At 70.1% G+C, this 20,511-nt stretch carries 22 protein-coding genes; 8 read left to right on the top strand and 14 right to left on the bottom strand.

The window, feature by feature from the left end; genetic code table 11:
• Positions 1-105 precede the first annotated feature (105 nt).
• A complete protein-coding gene (locus ACRWK8_RS20700; protein ID WP_431872291.1) occupies positions 106-1,062 on the bottom strand; it encodes a LysR substrate-binding domain-containing protein in 957 nt (318 codons plus the stop codon).
• A 71-nt stretch (positions 1,063-1,133) separates the two neighbouring features.
• Here ACRWK8_RS20700 and ACRWK8_RS20705 point away from each other — a divergent pair, with 71 nt between their 5' ends.
• Genes ACRWK8_RS20705 through ACRWK8_RS20715 form a run of 3 tightly spaced genes read left to right on the top strand, consistent with a single transcriptional unit; the run spans position 1,134 to position 3,720 of the window.
• Positions 1,134-2,339, top strand: coding sequence for a thiolase family protein (locus ACRWK8_RS20705; protein WP_431872293.1), 1,206 nt, complete (start codon positions 1,134-1,136; stop codon positions 2,337-2,339).
• A complete protein-coding gene (locus ACRWK8_RS20710) occupies positions 2,336-3,031 on the top strand; it encodes a 3-oxoacid CoA-transferase subunit A (RefSeq protein WP_431872295.1) in 696 nt (231 codons plus the stop codon). The genes ACRWK8_RS20705 and ACRWK8_RS20710 overlap by 4 nt, the downstream gene beginning before the upstream one ends.
• Positions 3,028-3,720 carry a CoA-transferase gene (locus ACRWK8_RS20715; protein WP_431872297.1) on the top strand — a complete coding sequence of 231 codons (693 nt, stop codon included), beginning with the start codon at positions 3,028-3,030 and terminating at the stop codon, positions 3,718-3,720. Before ACRWK8_RS20710 ends, ACRWK8_RS20715 begins: the two co-directional genes overlap by 4 nt.
• A gap of 104 nt (positions 3,721-3,824) precedes the next feature.
• On the opposite strand, the gene ACRWK8_RS20720 is transcribed toward ACRWK8_RS20715, so the two are convergent.
• Positions 3,825-4,664 (bottom strand): helix-turn-helix transcriptional regulator, encoded by an 840-nt coding sequence (locus tag ACRWK8_RS20720; protein WP_110048162.1) that lies wholly within the window; start codon positions 4,662-4,664, stop codon positions 3,825-3,827.
• A gap of 189 nt (positions 4,665-4,853) precedes the next feature.
• Between ACRWK8_RS20720 and ACRWK8_RS20725 the strand changes: the two genes are divergently transcribed.
• On the top strand, positions 4,854-5,798 hold the full coding sequence (locus tag ACRWK8_RS20725) for an SDR family oxidoreductase (RefSeq protein WP_431872300.1): 945 nt from the start codon (positions 4,854-4,856) through the stop codon (positions 5,796-5,798).
• Positions 5,799-6,009: 211 nt separating this feature from the next.
• On the opposite strand, the gene ACRWK8_RS20730 is transcribed toward ACRWK8_RS20725, so the two are convergent.
• The 3 genes from ACRWK8_RS20730 to ACRWK8_RS20740 all read right to left on the bottom strand — a co-directional run bounded on the left by ACRWK8_RS20730 (position 6,010) and on the right by ACRWK8_RS20740 (position 9,069).
• A complete protein-coding gene (locus ACRWK8_RS20730; protein ID WP_378742830.1) occupies positions 6,010-6,270 on the bottom strand; it encodes a hypothetical protein in 261 nt (86 codons plus the stop codon).
• Positions 6,267-7,613, bottom strand: a complete 1,347-nt coding sequence (locus tag ACRWK8_RS20735) for a TRAP transporter large permease subunit (protein ID WP_431872302.1) — start codon at positions 7,611-7,613, stop codon at positions 6,267-6,269. The genes ACRWK8_RS20730 and ACRWK8_RS20735 overlap by 4 nt, the downstream gene beginning before the upstream one ends.
• A 103-nt stretch (positions 7,614-7,716) precedes the next feature.
• Positions 7,717-9,069 carry an RraA family protein gene (locus ACRWK8_RS20740; protein ID WP_431872304.1) on the bottom strand — a complete coding sequence of 451 codons (1,353 nt, stop codon included), beginning with the start codon at positions 9,067-9,069 and terminating at the stop codon, positions 7,717-7,719.
• Between the two features lie 214 nt (positions 9,070-9,283).
• Here ACRWK8_RS20740 and ACRWK8_RS20745 point away from each other — a divergent pair, with 214 nt between their 5' ends.
• Positions 9,284-10,036 (top strand): IclR family transcriptional regulator, encoded by a 753-nt coding sequence (locus tag ACRWK8_RS20745; protein ID WP_431872306.1) that lies wholly within the window; start codon positions 9,284-9,286, stop codon positions 10,034-10,036.
• 264 nt (positions 10,037-10,300) lie between these two features.
• Here ACRWK8_RS20745 and ACRWK8_RS20750 read toward each other — a convergent pair whose 3' ends face one another.
• Together ACRWK8_RS20750 and ACRWK8_RS20755 are read right to left on the bottom strand one after the other, a co-directional pair.
• Complete coding sequence (locus ACRWK8_RS20750; RefSeq protein WP_431872308.1) at positions 10,301-10,513, bottom strand: MerR family transcriptional regulator; 213 nt, start codon at positions 10,511-10,513, stop codon at positions 10,301-10,303.
• A complete protein-coding gene (locus ACRWK8_RS20755) occupies positions 10,510-10,878 on the bottom strand; it encodes a hypothetical protein (protein WP_431872310.1) in 369 nt (122 codons plus the stop codon). The genes ACRWK8_RS20750 and ACRWK8_RS20755 overlap by 4 nt, the downstream gene beginning before the upstream one ends.
• Before the next feature lie 101 nt (positions 10,879-10,979).
• Here ACRWK8_RS20755 and ACRWK8_RS20760 point away from each other — a divergent pair, with 101 nt between their 5' ends.
• A complete protein-coding gene (locus ACRWK8_RS20760; RefSeq protein ID WP_431872312.1) occupies positions 10,980-11,747 on the top strand; it encodes a Scr1 family TA system antitoxin-like transcriptional regulator in 768 nt (255 codons plus the stop codon).
• Positions 11,740-11,919, top strand: coding sequence for a DUF397 domain-containing protein (locus ACRWK8_RS20765; protein WP_378742820.1), 180 nt, complete (start codon positions 11,740-11,742; stop codon positions 11,917-11,919). Before ACRWK8_RS20760 ends, ACRWK8_RS20765 begins: the two co-directional genes overlap by 8 nt.
• 165 nt (positions 11,920-12,084) lie before the next feature.
• Here the strand turns inward: ACRWK8_RS20765 and ACRWK8_RS20770 are convergent, their stop codons facing one another.
• From ACRWK8_RS20770 to ACRWK8_RS20800, 7 genes are all read right to left on the bottom strand, one after another.
• Complete coding sequence (locus tag ACRWK8_RS20770; protein ID WP_431872314.1) at positions 12,085-13,212, bottom strand: MFS transporter; 1,128 nt, start codon at positions 13,210-13,212, stop codon at positions 12,085-12,087.
• 63 nt (positions 13,213-13,275) lie between these two features.
• Positions 13,276-14,175: an ABC transporter substrate-binding protein gene (locus tag ACRWK8_RS20775; RefSeq protein WP_378742816.1), complete on the bottom strand. Its 900-nt coding sequence runs from the start codon at positions 14,173-14,175 to the stop codon at positions 13,276-13,278.
• 63 nt (positions 14,176-14,238) lie between these two features.
• Positions 14,239-14,970: an ABC transporter ATP-binding protein gene (locus ACRWK8_RS20780; RefSeq protein ID WP_431872317.1), complete on the bottom strand. Its 732-nt coding sequence runs from the start codon at positions 14,968-14,970 to the stop codon at positions 14,239-14,241.
• Positions 14,967-15,812: an ABC transporter permease gene (locus ACRWK8_RS20785; protein WP_431872319.1), complete on the bottom strand. Its 846-nt coding sequence runs from the start codon at positions 15,810-15,812 to the stop codon at positions 14,967-14,969. The genes ACRWK8_RS20780 and ACRWK8_RS20785 overlap by 4 nt, the downstream gene beginning before the upstream one ends.
• Positions 15,809-16,807 carry an ABC transporter substrate-binding protein gene (locus ACRWK8_RS20790; RefSeq protein WP_431872321.1) on the bottom strand — a complete coding sequence of 333 codons (999 nt, stop codon included), beginning with the start codon at positions 16,805-16,807 and terminating at the stop codon, positions 15,809-15,811. The genes ACRWK8_RS20785 and ACRWK8_RS20790 overlap by 4 nt, the downstream gene beginning before the upstream one ends.
• A gap of 111 nt (positions 16,808-16,918) precedes the next feature.
• Positions 16,919-17,788, bottom strand: a complete 870-nt coding sequence (locus ACRWK8_RS20795; protein WP_431872323.1) for a substrate-binding domain-containing protein — start codon at positions 17,786-17,788, stop codon at positions 16,919-16,921.
• Positions 17,789-17,976: 188 nt separating this feature from the next.
• Complete coding sequence (locus ACRWK8_RS20800) at positions 17,977-18,780, bottom strand: IclR family transcriptional regulator (RefSeq protein ID WP_431872325.1); 804 nt, start codon at positions 18,778-18,780, stop codon at positions 17,977-17,979.
• A gap of 781 nt (positions 18,781-19,561) precedes the next feature.
• Here ACRWK8_RS20800 and ACRWK8_RS20805 point away from each other — a divergent pair.
• A complete protein-coding gene (locus ACRWK8_RS20805; protein ID WP_431872327.1) occupies positions 19,562-20,362 on the top strand; it encodes a DUF2637 domain-containing protein in 801 nt (266 codons plus the stop codon).
• The last annotated feature ends 149 nt before the right edge of the window (positions 20,363-20,511 follow it).

The following is a 20,511-nucleotide window of genomic DNA, read 5'->3' on the forward strand; positions in this document are numbered from 1 at the left end:
GCCGTGGGTGGTCCTGACCAGGAACGCCTCGATCCCGGGGCGCCGGGGCATCGGCCGTCGGTCGTCCCGACGACCTCCCCTCGGCGCCGCGAGGTCCCGCATGGCTCACGCACCGGAACGCCCGCGTCCCTCCTCGTCCTCGTGGGCGGTGTCCCGCCGGGGGGTGTGGTCCGTGATCCCTGGGACCGTCGCCCGGATGATCTCCACGGTACGTGCCAGGTGGGGCTCGGAACGGTCGGCGCGGTGCGCGACGGCGAGTTCCACGTGCGAGTCGGCCCCGGTGAGCGGCCGGTAGGCGACGCCCCGGAGTTCCAGCGCCGTGACGGGTTCGGGCACGACCGCCACACCCAGCCCCCCGGCCACCAGAGTGACCAGGGTCGAGGTCTCCCCGACCTCGTGGCGAACGCGTGGCTCGACGCCCACGTCGCGCAGCAGGCCCAGGACGATGTCGTACATCACCGACCGGCGGTCCGCGGAGTGCACGATCAGATCCTCTCCCGCGAGGTCCTCGGCACGCAGCCGTCCGCGCCCGGCCAGGCGGTGGTGCACCGGCAGGGCGACGAGCAGCCGGTCCCGGCGCAGCGTGTGCACGATGATGGAGCGGTCGGCCACCGGGGGGCGCAACAACGCGACGTCGATCGTGCCGCCGCGCAGCGCCTCGACCTGGTCGGGGCCCAGCATGTCACCCCGGAAGGAGAAGTCGACCCCCGGGAGCTCGACCGAGAGCCGACGGCTGAGGTTCGGCAGCAGGCTGTACGTCGCTGATCCCACGCATCCGAGGGAGAGGTGGCCCACGGCGCCGGAGGAGACGAGACGGGCTTGGTGGGCGGCCCGGTCGACGTCCGCGAGGATCCCGCGTGCCAGGTCCAGGTACACCCGGCCGGCCTCGGTGAGCGCGACGCGACGCGTCGTACGGTGCAGCAGCTCGACACCGAGTTCCGCCTCCAGCTGGCGGATCTGCTGGGAGAGCGGCGGCTGGGCCATGTGCAGCCGCTCGGCGGCCCGACCGAAGTGGAGTTCCTCCGCCACCGCGACGAAGTACCTGAGATGCCGCAGATCCATATCTGGTCCATATCAATAGCCTGGGATATGAGTACTTCAGGATATCGCGCTCAGGGCCTAGCGTCGGTGCCATGAGCGCATTCCTGTACGCCGCGACCCGGACGCCGTTCGGTCGCTTCAACGGCGCGCTGGCCGGGGTCCGCCCCGACGACCTGGCCGCGGCCGCGATCACCTCCACACTCGCCACGGTGCCCGAACTCGATCCGGCCGCGATCGACGACGTGGTGTGGGGCAACGCCAACGGGGCCGGGGAGGAGAACCGCAACGTCGGCCGTATGGCGGCGCTGCTCGCCGGACTGCCGGTCAGCGTCCCGGGCACCACGGTCAACCGACTCTGCGGGTCCGGTCTCGACGCCGCGATGGCGGCCAGCCGGACGATCGAGTCCGGCGACGCCGAGATCGTGCTGACCGGTGGTGTGGAGTCGATGACGCGGGCGCCGTGGGTGCTGCCCAAGCCGACGGGGCCGTTCCCGGTCGGGGACCTCACCGCCGTGTCGACCACGCTCGGTTGGCGTCTGGTCAACCCGCGCATGCCGGAGGAGTGGACGGTGGGGCTCGGTGAGGCCAACGAACTGCTCCGGGAACGCTTCGGGATCTCCCGGGAGCGGCAGGACCGGTTCGCGGCCCGCTCCCACGAGCTCGCCCACCAGGCCTGGGAGTCGGGCTTCTACGACGACCTGGTGACACCGGTGGCGGAGACCGACCTGGTGCGTGACGAAGGCATCCGAGCCGCGTCCACACCGGACGTGCTGGCCACACTCAGGACCGTGTTCCGTTCACCCGAGCGGGGCGGCACGATCACGGCGGGGAACGCCAGCCCCCTCAACGACGGTGCCTCCGCGGTGCTCCTGGGCAGTGAGGGGGCCGCCGACACGATCGGGGCCGCCCCGGTCGCCCGCGTCGCCGGGCGGGGCGTGACGGCGCTGGATCCGCGGTCCTTCGGGTTCGCGCCGGTCGAGGCCGCCAACCGTGCCCTGGCCCGCGCCGGGATCGGCTGGGAGCAGGTGGGCGCGGTCGAGCTCAACGAGGCCTTCGCCGTGCAGGCGCTCGCCTGTGTCGACGCCTGGGGGATCGATCCCGCCATCGTCAACCAGAAGGGCGGGGCCATCGCGATCGGACATCCGCTGGGCGCTTCCGGTGGTCGACTCCTCGCCACCCTGGCCAAGGTGCTGCGCGAGTCGGGACGGCGCTACGGCGTCGCCGCGCTGTGCGTCGGGGTCGGCCAGGGGCTGGCCGTCGTGCTGGAGAACACCGACGACACGGGGCGGCTCCGATGAGCCGCGCGGAGGTCGTGGAGAGCGCCGACGCAGCCGTGGCCGGGGTCGAGGACGGGGCCACCGTCCTCGTCGGCGGCTTCGGACTGGCGGGCATGCCGTTCGACCTGATCGAGGCGCTCATCCGCCAGGGAGCCAAGGACCTCACGATCGTGTCCAACAACGCCGGCAACGGCGAGGTCGGGCTCGCCGCGCTGCTCGCGGCCGGACGGGTGCGCAAGGTCGTCTGTTCCTTCCCCCGGCAGGCCGACTCCTGGGTCTTCGACCGCCTCTACCGGTCGGGTGAGATCAAACTCGAGCTCGTGCCGCAGGGCAACCTCGCCGAGCGGATGCGCGCGGCCGGGGCGGGCATCGGCGCCTTCTACTGCCCGACGGCGATCGGTACGCCTCTGGCCGAGGGCAGGGAGGAACGTGAGATCGACGGTCGCAGGTACCTGTTGGAGTACCCGATCAGGGGTGACTACGCCCTGATCGGCGCGTACCGGGCGGACACGCTGGGCAACCTCACCTATCGCAGGACCGCACGCAACTTCGGCCCGGTCATGGCCACGGCGGCGGCGACGACCGTCGTCCAGGTCGACCAGATCGTGGAGCCGGGGGAACTCGACCCCGAAGCCGTGGTCACCCCGTCCATCTACGTCGACCGGATCGTCCAGGTGCAGACCCGTCGCCACACCGTCCAGGGGGCCCGATGACCCACGCGAACGATCCGTCCGCCGGAGCGCCGATGAGGGCCGACCACCCCCTGTCGATGGACGAGCTGGCCGCCGTCATCGCCGCCGACATCCCGTCCGGAGCCTTCGTCAACCTCGGGATCGGGCAGCCCACCAGGATCGCCGACCACCTGTCGGCCGGCTCCGGGGTGGTGCTCCACACCGAGAACGGCATGCTCAACATGGGGCCGAGGGCCGAGGGCGACGCCGTGGACCCCGACCTGACCAACGCGGGCAAGGTCCCGGTGACCGAGTTGCCGGGAGCGGCGTACTTCCACCAGGCCGACTCCTTCGCCATGATGCGCGGCGGACACCTGGACGTCTGTGTTCTCGGCGCCTACCAGGTGGGGTTCCAGGGCGACCTCGCCAACTGGCACACGGGCGCACCCGACGCGGTTCCCGCTGTCGGCGGTGCCATGGACCTCGCCATCGGTGCCAAGGAGGTCCACGTGATGATGCCCCTGTTCACCCGCTCCGACCAGCCGAAACTCGTCCCGCTCTGCACGTATCCGCTCACCGGGGTCGGCTGTGTCAGTCGCGTCTACACGGACCACGGCGTCTTCGAGGTCGGTGCCCGGGGCGTACGGATCCGGGAGACGTACGGTGTCGGCGCCCGGGAACTGGCACGACGGCTCGGCATCACGGACCCGGACACCGCGCCCACGGGCTGAGAGGGCCTGCGCCGTCGCCCTGCCGCGGTCTCCTGGCGTCGTGGCCCCGGCCCCGGCGACCCTGGCGGACGCGGGGCGACGCCGGGGCCGCCGTCCAGCCAGGGTCAGCGGAGCGTTCCAGGGCCGATCACGGACAGCAGGCGCAGCTTCTCGTGGCTCTCGCTGCCGGGGACGGCGGTGTAGACGAGCAGCGAGTGGGCCTGGTCCGGGTCGAGGAGCCTCTGGCAGTTCAGTTCGAGCGGGCCGACCTCCGGGTGCACGAAACGTTTGATCCCATGCGGGCGGATGCCGACCTCGTGGTCCTCCCAGACCCGGCGGAACTCCTCACTCTGTTCCAGAAGCAGGTCGGCGAAGTGTGCGGCGCGCGAGCCGGGACCGCGCAGAGTGGCGATCTCGCGCAGGCCCGCGACGTACATGCGGGTGAGGAACCGGTGCTCCTCGGGAGCGTGGAGTGACCGTGCGGCCGGGTCGGTGAACCACCGGTACCCCGAACTGCGGGCGGGCCCCTCGTATCGGGTCGTGGCGCCGGTGAGCGCGACCCCCATCGGGGTCTGCCGCAACGTCTCCCCGAGTTCGGTGACGATCTCCGCCGGTGTGTCCCCGAGGCGGTCGAACACGCGCAGCAGCCCCGGGCTGATGTGCTCGGTGTCCGCGCCCCGAACGGGCGGGTTGTGCCCGGCCAGGCGGAACAGGTGATCCCGTTCGTCGAGCGACAGGTGCAGCCCCTGGGCGATCGAGGCGAGCATCTGCTCTGAGGGATGCGGCCCGCGCGCGCGTTCGAGCCGCGCGTAGTAGTCGGTCGACATGGCGCAGAGAAAGGCGATCTCCTCTCTCCGCAACCCCTTGGCCCTCCTGCGTTGTCCGCGGGGGAGTCCCACGTCCTCCGGCTGCAGGGACTCTCGGCGGCGGCGGAGGAACCCGGCCAACCCGGTGCGATCGATCACGACTGTCCTTCTTTCGGTGTCCTTCCCCGTGTCTACCGTCTCGGCGCTCGGTGAACCACGGCCCGTCGATCCACCTCTGCGCCCCGAAGGGGGGCTCGGCGAGCCGTGGTTCGGCGAGTCCTTGTCCCGCCTCCGCTGAGAGACGAACCTGGGGATCGGAACCCATCACATCGGCCCTGGAGACGACCCATGCCCCGCCAACGACCCGAGTTCACCGTTCCCGATCAGTCCGGCCGACGTGCGTTGGTCACCGGCGCGAGTGACGGAATGGGGCTGCACCTGGCCCTGCGCCTGGCCGAGGCCGGAGCGGAGCTGGTTCTTCCTGTGCGGAACCAGGGCAAGGGTGAGGCCGCTCTCGCGTGGATCGGCGAGCGGGTGCCCCACGCGAAGGTGGAGCTCGCCTCCCTGGATCTGTCCTCCCTCAACTCGGTCGAGGCCCTCGCCGAGCGGCTCTGCCACGAGAACCGCCCGATCCACCTGCTCGTGAACAACGCGGGGGTGATGACGCCTCCGGAACGACAGAGCACGGGGGATCGCTTCGAGCTCCAGTTCGGCACGAACCACCTCGGACACTTCGCTCTGGTGGCCCGCCTGATGCCACTGCTCCGGGCGGGCGGGGCACGTGTGACCTCCCAGCTCAGCGTCTCGGCTGATCGGAACTCGATCAACTGGGATGACCTGAACTGGGAGCGTTCCTACAACGGAGGGCACGCCTACAGCCAGTCGAAGATCGCGCTCGGTCTCTTCGCCCTCGAACTGGACCGGCGCAGCAGGGACCAGGGGTGGGGCATCACGAGCAACATCTCGCATCCGGGGATCGCTCCGACGAGCCTCCTGAGCGCCCGTCCCGAGATCGGTCGTGACCGGGACACCCTGGGCGTGCGCGTCATCCGGGCGATGTCCGCACGGGGCATCCTCGTCGGGACGGTGGAGAGCGCTCCGCTCCCGGCCTTGTACGCGGCGACCTCGCCCGAGGCCGTGGGCGGTGGGTTCTACGGCCCCGCCGGCCCCGGCCACCTGGGCGGACCGCCCGCGGAGCAGACGCTCTACAGTCGGCTGAAAAGCCCGGAGGAGGCCGCTCGGGTCTGGCAGGTCTCCGAACGGCTCACCGGGGTCGCACCCTCCGCGTTCTGAGCCTCCCGCCCTTGGGAGGCGACTCCGCCTCCCAAGGGCGCCCGCCCTGTCGTCAGGCGTCCGAACCGGGCACGGCTGCTCGGGGATCCCGTCGGGTCGTCGAACGGCGCGGGGCCCCGCGCAAGCACGCGCGATCACCCTGACGCTGAGCGGTCCGTGGCGTTGGTAGGGGCGGGCGACGGTGCGCCCCCACCCCACCTCTTCGGGTCTCTCAGTCCTCCTCGGGTTCGGGCTCCTGCGGCGTGAGGTAGTTGCCGATGAAGCCGAGGACACCGAAGGCCGCCGCCGCGCCCACGCTCGGCACGAACAGCAGGTCGGAGGCGCCGGTCACCCACTCCGGACGCTGGACGAGGACTCCGGCCATCTGCCCCAGGACCAGGAGAGCTCCCAGCGCCAGACAGCAGACGAGACCGATCTTGAACAGCGCGCGGACCACGCCGAAGGTTCTGGGCTTGAGTGCGAGCACGGTCATACCCCCAGGATCGGAAGGACGCCCCAACCGATCAGACAGCCGATCAGGAAGATCGGGATCATGTAGTAGATGATGAGTGGCAGGAAGGTGCTCTCCGGCCGTGCCCCGGTCAGGCTCGCCGCGACGAAGATCGAGCCGGAGGCGGGAGGGGAGGCCCCCTCGGTGGAGGCGAACACCAGGATCGCGATGATCGCGAGGAGCGGGTCGACCCCCACGCCCACCAGCGCGAGCAAGGAGATCTGACCGACCGCCGTCAGGGTGGCCGTGGACGAGAGCGGACCGGCGACCAGGGTGACCACCAGGCCGACGACGACCACCATCACGGCGGAACCGACGGGCAGGGACTCCAGGATGACGTTGACGTCCTCCGCCAGGCCCAGGCGCCCCAGGATCTCACTCGCCGCGATCGCGAAGAACAGCAGGGCCCCGATCGTCGCGAACCTCGGCAGGGCACCGTCCAGCAGGCGCGACCAGTCGCGCACCGTTCGTGGGAGACGGTCCCGTCCGGCGATCAGCGAGAATCCGATGATGAGGATGGGGATCCAGGTGAGCAGTGAGATGTCACCGACCGCGTCGCCCAGGGGCGTGGACTCGGTCAGGTAGGTCGCCAGGGGGCCCACGGTGAGGACGATGGGGATGAGGGCGCCGAGGAAGATCGTCAGCGCGCCGGCGCCCTGACGCAGCGACGTACGCATCGGCACCAGGTCGTGCTCGTCCACCTTGGGGATCCCGTCACGGCGGACGAAGTACGTGACCAGGCCGATGCGCAACAGGATCTGGTACAGCCCGGCGATCAGGAGACCCAGGTACACCTGGCCGGTGGTGACCATCCCCCCGGCGAACCCGATCATGATGACCATCGAGGCACTGGGCGGCAGGGCCGCGCCCATCCCGCCGTTGCCCGCGAGCACGGTGGCCGCGCGCGTGGGGGACCACCCGGTGCGCACCATCCAGGGGCCGGTGAAGGACCCGCTGGAGGCGGTGTTCGCGGAGTTGGAACCGGACAGGGCCCCGAAGACGGCGGATCCGGCCGTGTCGATGAACGCGGGACCGCCTCGCACGCGCCCGAACGCGGAGTTGAGGATGGCCAGGATCTTCTGGATCAGGCCCGTCACGTCGATGAGGTAGGCCATGAACACGAAGGCCAGGGCCGCGAAGAGCACGTCGTGGGTGAGGGCGTCGGTCAGCCCTCCAAGGAGGTACTCGGGGGCACGCGTCCCGGCGAACAGGGCGGTGACCACGAGTCCGAGCAGCATGGCCTCGCCCATGTTCCGCTTGAACACGACGTTCCACACGATGATCACGGCGATGAACGCCGCGAGGGCTAGTAGCGCGATCGGCATGGGTCGACTTTCGGTGGAGGGGAGTACTGGTGCCCGTGGGCGGGCGGGGTGTCGCCCCGCGGGAGCGACCTGGTGGGGAGGGGGCTGGTGGGGGAGGGGAGCGTCACGCGCGTTCCCTCCGGATGGCCTCGCGGCGCTCGGCCTCGTCGGTCAGGACGAGCCGGGCGGCGACGAGGGTTCGCTCGGCCTCCAGGCGGGGCACGACGAAGACGCCGTCTCCGTCGGCCACCACGATGTCCCCTGGAGCACAGACCGCGCCGCCCACCGCGATGGTGCGACCGACGTGGCCGGGTCCGTCCTTGTAGGGGCCCGCGGGGGAGATCGCGGCGGACCAGACGGGGAAGCCGAGTTCGCGCAGTTCGTCGGCGTCACGGACCGCGCCGTCGATCACCATTCCGCGCACTCCCTTGTTGATGGCGCGTTCGGCGATGAGCTCACCGAGCAGCGCACGGGAGTCGTCGCCCCCTCCGTCCACGACCATGACGTCACCGGGGCGCGCGACGGTCAGTGCCTGGTGCAACGCGCGGTTGTCACCGGGCCGCGTCTGCACCGTCAGGGCGCGTCCCGACAGACGGGCCCCGGCCCAGACCGGCCTGATCCGGGAGGACAGGAAGCCGAGCCGGTCCCGCGCGTCCCCGATCGCGGCGGTGGGGATCGTCGCGTAGGCGTCGATCAGCCGTTCGTCGGGGTGTTCGCTCACGCGCGCCAGATGCCGGTGACGGTCGGCCGCGCCCTTGCTGACGGGGGCTTCCACGCGGAGTTCGTCCAGCAGGGCGATGCTGGCGTCCAACTCCTGGGAGCGCCGCACGGCGTGCAGCCGCGTGCCGTGGTCCAGCCGCTCCAGCGCGGCGTCACCGTCCGTGAGGGCGGCGGCCACCTGCTCACGCATCCACTCCTCCTCACCCGCCGCGCTCCCGGCGTCCATGGCCTCGGTGATCAGCGCACCCAGCCCCTTCATGAACACGCTGCGCAGCAGCTTGCGCCCCGACGCGGCGCCCACGGCCGGGCCGATCGGCTCGGCGTTCGCGCCCACGACCCGGAGCATCTGGGCGGCCTCCTCCGCCGAGGGCCCCGCGAGGAGGATCTCCACCTTCGGCCCGAACTTGACGACCGAACCGATGAGGGCCCCGTCGACCACGCGGGCCGCACCATCGACAGTACGTGCCACATCCGTCTTGACCTGCGGAGAGGCGGCGTTGAGATCGATGTAGACGGCGTCGGATCGCAACGCGGACGCGGCTTCACGGGCGACGGAGACCGCGTGCGCGGCCGTCGCGAGGCTCAGGACCACGTCCGCTCCGGCCACCGCCTCCGCCGTCGAGGGGGCCCGATCAACGCCCTCGGGGGTCCGCACCGTGCTCGCGGGATCGAAGCCGACGGCCTGCCAACCAGCGGCGGCGTAGGCCTCCGCGAAGATCGCGCCCGCCTCGCCCAGTCCCAGAACGGCTACCTTCATCTTTGCACCAGCTATCATTGGGTGATAGTTTCTCTTGTTGATTGATAGTGAGTGTGACCTGCGGCTCTCTCGGCTGTCAACCTCCCGGAAACCTCTCCGCTACCTTGGAGGGGGCGGCAGCGAGCTGGATCGCCGTGTCCGGCGGGCCCCGAGGCCTCCGGCCGGGGCCGGGAAGTTCTCCGAAGAACACGAGCGAAGGAGTGGCGAGGCGAGCATGGGCGCCGGAGGCGGAAACCAGGGACGCACGCTCGACCGTGCGCTGGACGTGCTCGAATGCCTGGAACGCGCGCGCGGTCCGTTGCGGCTGAGTGACATCGCGCGGGAGGCCGACCTGCACCTGGCCACCACCCAGCGGACGGTGAACCAGCTGGTGCGGCGTGGCTACGTCCAACAGGGGCGTCTGGGGTACTCGCTCGGTCCGGTGGTGCTGGGGCTGGCGCACGGCTTCGTGGTCAACGACCGGGTGAGCACGATCGCGACGCCGGTGCTCACCGAGCTCTCCGCGACCACCCGGCTGACCTCATCCGTGTTCGTCCGCTCGGGGGACGAGCGCATCCTCATCGCCCGTGTCAGCGGAGCGGACCCGCTCCGCTACCAGTTCCCGATCGGGCGCCGCGTGTCGCTCAACGTCGGTGGCGGGAAGGTGTTGCTGGCGGGCTGGCCGGACGCGGAGATCGAGGACTACGTTCGCCGCTACCCGGAGGTCGCACTGGCCTCGGGGCGGATCCAGGGGGAGCGGGCCCTGATGGAGGACATCCGGGGCGTGCGCGAGGACGGCTACTACCTCGCGGAGTCCGAGCGGGAACTCGGTGCGCTGAGCCTGAGCGTGCCGGTGTACGACGCCGACAAGGAACTCGTCGGGGCGATCAACCTGGTGACGACGACCGACGTCACCAGTGCGGAGAAGCTGCTCACCTGGTTGCCCGAGCTGTCACGGGGAGCGGGGGCCATCGGCGCTCGCGTCTGACCCGACCACGAGGTCGGCGTCCTCCCGTGTCCTGGCTTGCTGGCAGTGCTGACTCATGAGTTGGCAAGGAACGGTCGGAGCGCTCCGACATCGTGACCTCCGTCCGCGCACCCTTCCCGAAGCGGACGCGACCGCGCTACCAGCTCTGGCTTCGGTCCGTGACCGCTCTCGGGGCGGCCGAGCGGGGTGTTCGCGTACGCGGAAGCGGCCCGCCACGCGACGTGGTGAGCCGCTTCGTTCTCCTCGGGGGTTCGGGCGGTGGTCTCACGTGGTCTTGCCGCGTTCTTCGGCGAGGTCGTAGACATCGCCTGCTCGGTAGTAGCGCCATCCGTTGGTGGGATGGGGGAACCAGTCCACGATGCCGTCCAGGCGTCCGGTGCGCGCCCAGGTTCGCAGGGTGGAGGTCGCGACGCCGAGGATCTCGGCGGCGTCCACGGGATCCATGTACAGATCGGGATGGGTGGGGTAGTCCTTCACCACTGCCTCCCCTGGTGAGGTCGTTCGTCGCCACGTCGTGGCAGTGGCGGACGGTGGCCCGGCGGTGGCCGGTTCCCTTCGGGGAGTTCGGTCGGGGTGCTCGTGCCCGCGCGGGTGAGGACGAGGGCGTTGACGATCCGTCCCAGGTGCACCGTGGGGTGGGTCCGGTCGTTCCCCTCGCCGTCCAGCCACTGGTAGAGGCCGTCTGTGGTGACGGTGACCTGTGCGCGGCCCAGGTAGGTGCAGCAGGTCAGGGTGGGAACGGGGCCCAACGTGAACCAGTGGGCCTTGTCGCTGATCACGGAGCACAGGCCCCGTGCGGTCAGCTCGTCTTGGAGTTGCCGTAGCTGTTCGATCACATCCATGGGTCCAGGTTCGGGGTGTGCCCTTTCACCCTGCCAGGTCAGATGGATCTTTCTCTGTGGATACTCCCCACCCGTGATACTGCTGTGTGATTCTGTGAGATGTGAATGAGTTGCAGAGGGAACTCCGTCGTCTTCGCAAACAGCGTGGACTCACACAGGCGCAGGTCGCGGAAGTCGTCGGCTACGTTCCGTCAGCGGCGTCCAACTGGGAAACTGGACGAACCATCCCAGATCGAGCGACCATCGCGGAGCTGGACACGTTCTTCGGTGCACGCGGCGGACTCGTGCGCATCCTGGAAGAGGTCACACAGACGGATGGCGTCGCGCCGTGGTTGAGCGATGACAAACAGCTGTCCGAGCGTGCTGTCACCATCGAGGTCGTCACACCAGTTCTCGTGCCCGCTCTGCTGGAGTCCCCGCTGTACGCGCGCTACGCCCTCGCTGAGGGGCGACCGTCGGACCCCATGAGCAGGATCGAAGCACTGGCCAAGGACCGGTGCGCTCACCTGGGATCACTATCCGAGGACCTCCGGGTGTTCGCGACGTTCCCCGAGTCCGGTCTCCAGGGAGTCTCCCGTGCGGTTCGTAAGGAGCAAGCGGCTCACCTGCTGGGACTCATCGAATCGGATCGGGTCCGTGTGCACATGGTCCCGAGGGGGAGCATCCTGGCGGGCGTGACGTCGCCGTTCCAGATCTACAAGCTTCGGGACGGTTCACGGGTGGCCACTTCCGAGCACACCAACGGGACTATCGTGGTCAACGAAGCCCCCGGTGTTCAACGGTTGCAGGAACTCGCACGCAACGCCCTCGGCAGCGCGCTCCCCGTAGACGACACCCTTCGGAGACTGAAGGAGATCAGTGATGAGTAACGAGTGGCGTACGTCGAGCTACTCGCAGAACGGTGGCCAGTGTGTCCAGGTCCGCGAGCGTTCGGCGGCGATGGATGTTCGGGACAGCGTCCACCCCGACGCGGGGCACATGACCTTCTCCGCCTCGGAATGGGCGGCGCTGGTGGCCTCCTCGGCCGATACCGACCGCTGACAGACTGACCCATCGACCTGCGGGCTCGCTGCCCCTCTCGGGGTAGCGGGTCCTGTCGTGTCCTCCACCCTCCTCACGCGAAGGATGCATTGAGGGTCTTCGCGCCGGTGGGAAGCAGCGGCGGGTGGTGGGTGACGACCCGTCTCCCACCACCCATCCCCAGAGTCAGCTCCGGATCCGCCGTCGTACCGCCGCCAGCAGCAGAATCGCGATCACGGGAGCCAGCGCTGTGGCCGCGAAACCCGCCCCCGGAGCCAGGACGTACAGGGGAACCCACACCGCCACGGCGAGGGCTCCGCCGAAGAACTGGAAGGACAGCGCGAGCGAGGAGGCTCCCGCGCGGTTCTCGGCGGTGCTGGTGGCCGCCATGGAGTTCACGGTCGCGCGCATCGCCGTGACGGCCGCCCCGACGGCGACGACCCCGAGCACCATGGCGACCGCCGACGGACCCAGGGCCGCCGTAACCAGACCGAACGCCAGTACCGTGTTCGCGATCAGCCCGAGGGCGAGCGGTCCGATCCTGTCCAGGACGCGCCCGGCGGTGTCCGCCATCAGAAGACCGGCGATCCCGAAGGCGGAGGCGACCAGGCCCCGTTCCAGGGGACCCAGACCGAAGGCGTCCTCCGCGCGCAGGACGGAGAGCACCGTCAGGCCGACGGCTGCCAGGTAGCACAGGAACGCCAGCGCGCAGGCGAGCGCCAACTGGCTGTTGGCCAGGGACCGCCAGCTCGCCCGGCCGGAGGCGCGCCGCTCCGAGACCGCCTCGTCCGGGGGCAGCAGCGCCAGGAGCACGGCGCACAGGGCCGGTGCGACGAACGCCAGGCGCCAGTCCACGGCACCGGACACTCCGCTGATCAGGGGGCTGAAGGCCTGACCGGCCGCCTGCCAGGCCGCGAACCACCCCATGGCCCGCCCGAGCCTGGCACGGGGCACCGAGTCGGTGATCGAGGCGACCAGGAGCGGGGTGGTGAACGCGTTGGTCGCACCCTGGAGCACACGGGCGGCCAGGAAGAGTTCCATGGTGGGGGCGAGCGCGCACAGGCCACAGGCCAGCACGAACACGACCAGGGAGACGCGCACCGTGCGGCGCCGCCCCCACCGCTCGGCGAGGGTCCCCGACACCAGCATGAGCGCGGCGAACGGGATCATGTAGGCGGTCAGCGCGCTCGCGGCGATCTCCGGTGTGGAGTCGAGGCCCTCGGCGACTTCCTGGAGGATCGGTGTGACCATGGTGCTGCCGTAGGGGCCGAGCGCCCCTCCCACGTACAGCGGCCAAACGCGGGTCCGACTCAACGTGGCGGGCCTTCCTGCGAAGGGCGCCCCGGCGGAGGCCGGGGCGCCCGGGGGGAGTGGTGGTCAGACCTTGATGTCGAAGTTCTTCACCAGGCTGTCGAAGGCCGAGTCGTCCTTGATCAGACCCCAGCCGCGCATCCAGTCGTAGGTGCGCTGGAACTGGTCCTGCGGGTACGGGGCGGGCTCCACGAAGCGCAGGCGGCCCAGCGGGAAGTCCTCCGGGGTGAGCTCCTGGATCTCCGGCGGCACCTCGCCGATGAGGTGGTGCAGGTAGGGGCGGGGGTCCTCGTTCAGCTTGTGCACCGCCCGGACCACGGCACGGTTGACCGCCTCGTAGGTCTCGGCGTCCACGTCCGGGCTGGCGATCTCCGAGCCGATGTAGAACGCCTCCGACAGGAGCCTGTACCCCTGCTTCTCCGCGACGGTGATCCAGGGCTCCATCAGGGCCGCCGCGTCCACACGGCCGTCACGCAGCGCCTCGAAGCGCTGCTGCGGGCCTCCCGCGTGCACGACCTTGATCTCCTCGCGGGGCAGGAAGCCCTCCAGGCTCTGCAGGGCCAGGTAGTGCGAGCCGTGGTGGAAGTTGACCGCCACGGTCTTCCCGGCCAGGTCGGACGGGTGCACGTCCGGGGAGTCGGGGTGGACCAGGATCGCCTGGCTGCCGACGGCCGCGCGCTTGCTCACCACGCGCCCGCCCACGGCGGTGTCGTCCGCCCTGCGGATCTGGCCCCATTCGCAGGCGCGGTAGAGGTTGGCCTCGCCGCTCTCGAAATTGGACTTGCTGGTGCCGAACGAGCTCACGAGCTCGTGGTCGTCGAGGTAGGACAGACCCGCGTCGGCGTAGCCCTTGGGGACGAAGGAGACCTCCACCCCCTCGTCCTCGTAGTAGCCCTCGTCCTTGGCGACGAGCTGGGGGAGCGAGAAGACGAGGGAGAGCAGTTCCATGGTGATCTGCTTGGCCATGACGGTGTCCTTTCTTCGTGTTCGGGTGTGCGGGGTGCGGGAGTCACCGTGGTGGCGACGGGTTCAGAGGAGGTCGGCGACCACGCGTCGCTGGAGGTCGAAGAGTTCGGGATCCTCGGGGGCGCGGGGGCGGGGCAGGTCCACCCGGTACTCGCGCACGACCCTGGCCGGACGTCTGGCCAGGACCAGCACGCGGTCCGCGAGCAGGACCGCCTCGGCGGGGCTGTGGGTGACCAGGAGGCCGACCCTGCTCTGGCGTGTCCACAGGTCCTGGAGGAGGAGTCGCAGCCTGCGGCCGGTCAGTTCGTCCAGGGCGCTGAAGGGCTCGTCCAGGAGGACGACGGCGGGGTCGATGGCGAAGGCGCGGGCCACGGCGACGCGCTGGCGCTGGCCGCCGGAGAGGACCGACGGGTACTTGTCGGCGTACTCGGCCAGCCCCACGTCCCGCAGCGCCGCGTCGGCCAGCGCGGGGTCGAGTCCGGCCGACCGCAGGGCGATCTCGACGTTGGCGCGGACGGAGAGCCAGTCCAGCAGCCGCGGCTGCTGGAACACCATCCCGAGGCGTCGCCGCGCGCCGTCGACCCCGGCGCCAGCGACCTCACCGGTGTCCGGCCGTTCCAGACCGGCGACCATGTGCAGGAGGGTGGACTTCCCGGTACCCGAGGCACCCACGAGGGCGACCAGCTCACCGGGTTCGACCGTCAGGGAGAAGTTCTCGAAGACGTGCTCGGTCCGCCGGTCCCTCGTGCTGGTGAACGACTTTCCGACGCGCCGTAGCTCCACTGCCGTGCTCATACCGCTGCCACCTTCCGCCACCGTCCGGCCCGGTTCTCCAACCCCTGGAGGAGGCCGTACTCCAGCACGGCCATCACGACGGCGAACAGCACCGTCCAGGCCAGGACCCCGGCCACGTTCTGGGCGGCGAACTCGCCGTTGATGGCGGCTCCCACCCCGCTGGACATCCCGAAGATCTCCACGAGGACGATCACCTTCCAGGCCAGCGACAGCCCCAGCCTGGCCCCGCCGAACAGTGCCGGGGCGAGGGAGGGCAGCCACAGGTACCGCAGCCGGTCGCGGGTGGAGAAGCGGTAGACGTGCGCCATCTCCAGGAGCTGGGCGTCGGTGGCCCGCGTCCCCTGGTAGATGCTCAGGGTCAGCGCGGGGGCCGAGGAGAGGGCGACCGCCATGACCGGGTTGATGAGTGCGACGCCGAACCAGATCACGCACAGCAGGGCCCAGACCAGGCCGGGGACGGTCAGCCCGATCAGGACCGCCGGCTCGAAGAAGCGCCTGGCCAAGGGGGATCGGCCCATGGCGATCCCGACGAACACGGCGACGGCGAAGGCCAGGGCGAAGCCGAGGGCGACCCGTTGGAAGGTCACCCCCAGGTCGGTGTAGAACCCGGGGTCGGAGACCAGGCGCAGGACCTCGGCGCCGATCTGGTCCACCCCGGGCACGAGGACGCTGTCCATCGCCAGGGCCATGCCGTGCCAACCGCCGACGAGCAGCACCAGGAAGGAGGCGGCCGCGGCCGGTCCCCGCCACCGGAACGACGCCCCGCGGGCCAGGGGAAGCCCGGCGTGCCCCGTCTCGGGTGTGGCGGTCTCGGGCGCGGGTGCCCGGGTGCGCAGGCTCATCGGTCGGCTCCGAGGTCGAGGAAGATGTCCTGCTCGGGCAGGGCACTGATGATTCCCAGCTCCACCGCCTTGTCCAGTTGGGCCTGGAAGTTGTCGAAGGTGACGTTCCCCCACTCCAGCGGATAGACGTCGACCATGCGCTCGGGCAGCAGGGCGATGGCGTCCGGCTCGTCGTCGCCGATGCCGTAGAACTCGTGCAGCTCGGCCAGCAGCTCTGGCTCGTCATGGATGTGCTGGTGCACCTCGTGGCGCATTCGGTGGAGGGCCGAGGCGGTCTCGCCGTTCTCCTCGACCCAGGACCGCAGGGCGCCCTGGGCGTTGAGCACTAGGGGTTCGGACTGGCCGCTGCCCTCGCGCCACAGGTCGTCGACGGTGGCGATCTGTCGGGCCCCGCGGCCGACCAGGCGGGTGGCGTTCGGCTCGATGGTGATGATCGCCTCGACGTCGCCTCGCTCGAACAGCGCCAGGCCGTTGAGCACGGCGCCCTGGTGGATCGAGTACTCGGCCTCGAAGTCGATGCCGTTCACGGCGCTGGCCAGCTGGGTGGAGCGGTAGGCGTCGCTGTTGTTGGGCGGTGTGGCGACGGCCTTGCCGCGCAGGTCCGCGGGGGTCTGGTAGGGGCTGTTCTCGGCGACCAGCCATCGCACGTGGTTGTTCAGGCCGGAGCTGAACAACACCACGTCCGCCCCGGCTCCGGCTGAGACCGCCGCCCCGACGGGTCCGAAGCTGGACACGTCCAGGGCCCCGGACAGGAGCTTGTTCTGGACGTCACCGGGGCCGGTCCCGGAGATGTACTCCAGGTCGAGTCCCTCGTCCAGGCCGAAGCGCTCGGCGATCGGGCGCAGGACGGCGCTCGCGGTGCCCTCCTCCGAGTCCTGGACCTTGGCCGCACCGGAGGACGAGGCACCGCAGGCCCCGAGGAGGGGGACGGTTCCTATGGCGGCGGCGGACAGGAGGCCGGCGCGGAGCAGCGACCGGCGGTTCAGGTGGGGCATGACGGTCTCCAACGGACGGGGTGTGGGGCGGGTGCGGTGCGCGGGGTGCGGTGCGCGGGGTACGGGGTTCGGGGTGCGGGGCGGACGGAGAGGGCGGGCCGGTGAGGTGGGCTAGCCCGTGCCGAGCAGTGAGCCGTAGTCGTTGCGGCCCTCGGTCAGGCCCCAGGACTTCATCCAGGCGTAGCTCTCGTGGAAGCGCTTCGCCGCGAACGGCTGGGCGTGCGTGTAGCGCACGTGCGAGCGACCGAGTTCCTCTGGGGTGAGGTCGCCCTCGACCTCGCGGACGATGTGGTGCGCCGACTCGCGCCACGGGCGTTCACGAATCAGGTCGACGGCCTGGTTCACGGCCAGGATGTAGGCGTCTCGGTGCTCTTGGCCCAGGTGGGGGGCGACCACCTGCGAGCCCCGGTAGAAGTAGCTGCCGAGCAGGTGCGCCCCCTCCTTCAGTGCGACGCTGAGGAAGGGCTCCATGAGCATGGCGGCCCGGGCCTGCCCGGAACGCAGCGCACGCAGCCGCAGGTGCGGTGCCCCCACGTGCCGCACGACGACCTCCTGACGGGCGAGGGTGTTGCCCAGCAGGTGCAGCGCGGTGTAGTGCGAACCGGTGAACTCGTTCACGGCGACCGGCACCCCGCCGAGGTCGTGCGGTTCGTTCAGCAGGGGGTCGAAGCTCACCAGAGCCTGCGCGACGACCGCGGGCCGGAGGTAGTCGATCCGTCCGGCGCGGCGACCGCGCTCCAGCCGGTCGATCCCGCCCCACTCGCACAGGTTGTAGACGTCGGCCCCCTCCGTCTCGTACAGGGCTTCCTTGCGCCGCGCGATCGGATCGCGCTCGGAGGGGTCGTAGGTCGTCTCGTCGGCCTCGGCGAAGCGCACCTCGAGGCCCCGTCGCGAGAACAGCCCGCGTTCGAGCGCGACGATCTCCGGGAGGTCGAACACCGGATGGTTGGGGGAGATCACCAGCGTGCCGTCGGTACCCACGGGGCCCTCCAGGAGGAATCTCTACTTAACTGGTCGAAAATGACGGTATAGGTCGCGCGTCACGGCTGTCAACGGCTGTTTTCAACTGGTGGAATCAGCTTCCACTGAAAGAAAACCGCTGTTCAGCAGGGGTTTTCGCAACGGAAGGGCCCCGCGCTGACAGCGCGGGGCCGGGTGTGGAGTGGGTCTCAGCCCTCGATGAGGGCGAGCGATACGGGCAGGTCCTGGAGCTGGAGGGCGGCCTCCCGGAGCGCGGCGGCCGCGTGCTCCAGGCGTTCCCCCTCCAGCCGGGCCGTCGGCCCCTGGACCTCGACCGCGGTCCGGACGCGTCCGTCGGTCATGACCGGGGCGGCGACGGCCCTGAGCCCCGTGGCGGCGGGGTCGTCGACCACCGCGAACCCCCGGAACTGCGTGGTCAGGAGTTCGCCGTACAGCACGGAGGACGCGTCAGCGTGACCGGGGAGACGGTCCCCCCACTCCCGGGCCACGTCCTCCAGGGGCCGGGGCCCGAAGGCCAGGACCGCGAGGCCCATGGCCGAGGTCCCCAGGGGCTGACGCAGCCCGGGCTGGCCGTTGTAGCGGAACGGTTCGCTGGAGGGGGTCGTGAGCAGGACGACCATCTCCTCGGCGCGGCGGACTCCGAGGCTGGAGGTCTCCCCGGTGGCGTCCACCAGCGCGCGCAACGCGTCGGCGGCCTCGGGCAGCCCGGCCGAGGACAGCGAGCGGCGGGCGAGGCGCATCAGGACCGGACCTGGAAGGAACCTCTCACTGACCGCGTCCCGGCACAGCAGGCCTTCGGAGCACAGGGTGCGCAGCAGGCGGTGCACGGTGCTGATGTTCAGCTCGGTCGCGCCCGCGAGTTCCGTGAGGCTGAGGCCCTGGGGCGCGTCGACCACCGCGTTGAGGAGCAGCCCGGCGCGGGCCACCGAGCGCACCTCGCCCGTGCGCGGGGTCTCCGACACCGTGGCCGTCTCCTCGATGTGAATGCTCATGGGCCCACCCTCGCCTGTCCGTCCGGTCCTCAGTGGCTCCTCGCGCTCTCACACTACGCGCGAGGAGACGTGGGCCGGGATCAGAGCGAACGAGGGCCGGGCGTGGATGCCGCGCGACCTCATGGTCGGATCAGCGACCGCGGGTTCACCCGGTGAGCCGCCCCGCTCGCAACGTGCCCTGTGCGTCATCCGTGGCTCCTGCGGCGTTGACCCGTGGTCAGACCAGGGTGACCACGACCTTTCCGGCGCCGCTCGCGGCCTGCTCGTGCGCCTTCGCGCGCACCAAGAACATGAACACGATGTTCGTCTACAGCCTGGCGCGGTGGACACCGGCATCACCGTCAACGGGATCATCGCCCGGACCGGCCTGTCCCGCGACGCACGCGGATGGGAGAAGGTCCTGACCACGCAGGCGAACCGCTTCATCGGGGGCGGCCACCCTCGAAGGGCCGACAGGATCGGCTGTTCGGGAGGGCGCCACCGTGGAAACAACGAAAGCGGGTTCCCGTGGGAACCCGCTTTCGCCTGATGTGGGCGATACAGGACTCGAACCTGTGACCCCTACCGTGTCGAGGTAGTTCCGGCGTCGCGGCGACCTGCGCAAACAAGCATCCACCCAGTTCAGAGGGTTCCGTTGAGAGACCTTCAAGGCGGTTGGGAGCCGTTGGGGGACGTTCGCGTCTCCCAAGAATCTCCCAGCGGGAGGTGGGAGACAGTGGTCTCCCACCTCCCAACCCCGGCGACTCGACCGCCGCGAAGGTCTCTCGGTCACACGAAAGAAGTGATCGTGATGGAGTCCTCCCGTTGGTCACGAGCAGTGACCATCGCCGCCGTGCTTCTGCTCGCGGGCATCGCCGCGGTGGTGTCTTACTCGCACATGTACGAACTCGCCCTGCGCCACGGCGAACCTCCGTGGAGAGCGGCTCTGTTCCCGCTCTCTGTCGACGGCATGATCGTGGGCGCGAGCATGACGCTACTCAGCGATGCTCGCCACGGCCGCAAGGGTGGCTTTCTGCCCTGGAGCCTGCTGATCATCGGCTCCGCCGCTTCTCTGGCAGCGAACGTCGCTGTCGCAGATCCCACGATGTGGTCGAGGATCATTCACGCCTGGCCATCGTTTGCGTTGATCGGTGCGTACGAGCTGCTCATGCGAGAGTTCCGCACCACCGCGCAGCGCGTGCGCACTGCGTCCGCAGCCGCTGAGCAGACACCAGTACCGACTGGAGCGACCAAGTCTGAGGAGAAGATCGAAGCCGAGTCCGTATCGCGACAGCCGACCCGGCTCGATGTCCTTCGGAGTAGTGACCACCCCAAGGCTGGGCGAATGGAGTCGTTGACGCCGTTTCAAGCTCGGGCCTGGCGATGGGCGTTGGACCGAGAAGGCGTGCTGGGGGCGCTGCCCACCGGTGCGCAGATCGCTGACCGCTTTGGTCGGAAAGAACGCTGGGGTCGACTGGTCAAGGAGCGCGGCCTGCGGCTGCGCAACGAAGTGCCTGCCGACGAGTCCGGTGCGCTCGATGAGCGTCGCACGCACCTACATACCAGGACTCCACCGGATTCGGTACGTGAAGCGGTGCGATGAGGTGGCGCATTAATGGGTGATTCGAGGATCTCGGTTTCTGGAACCTCCTGATGTAATCCAGAGCCGTCGGATGAGAAGCACGAAGGTCCCGTATCAGACTGTGCCCGTTCGTGTCGTTGCGTCCTCCACCATCCGAATCGGATGCCGTT

The sequence above is a fragment of the Nocardiopsis eucommiae genome, from assembly GCF_965344335.1.
GTDB lineage: Bacteria > Actinomycetota > Actinomycetes > Streptosporangiales > Streptosporangiaceae > Nocardiopsis > Nocardiopsis eucommiae.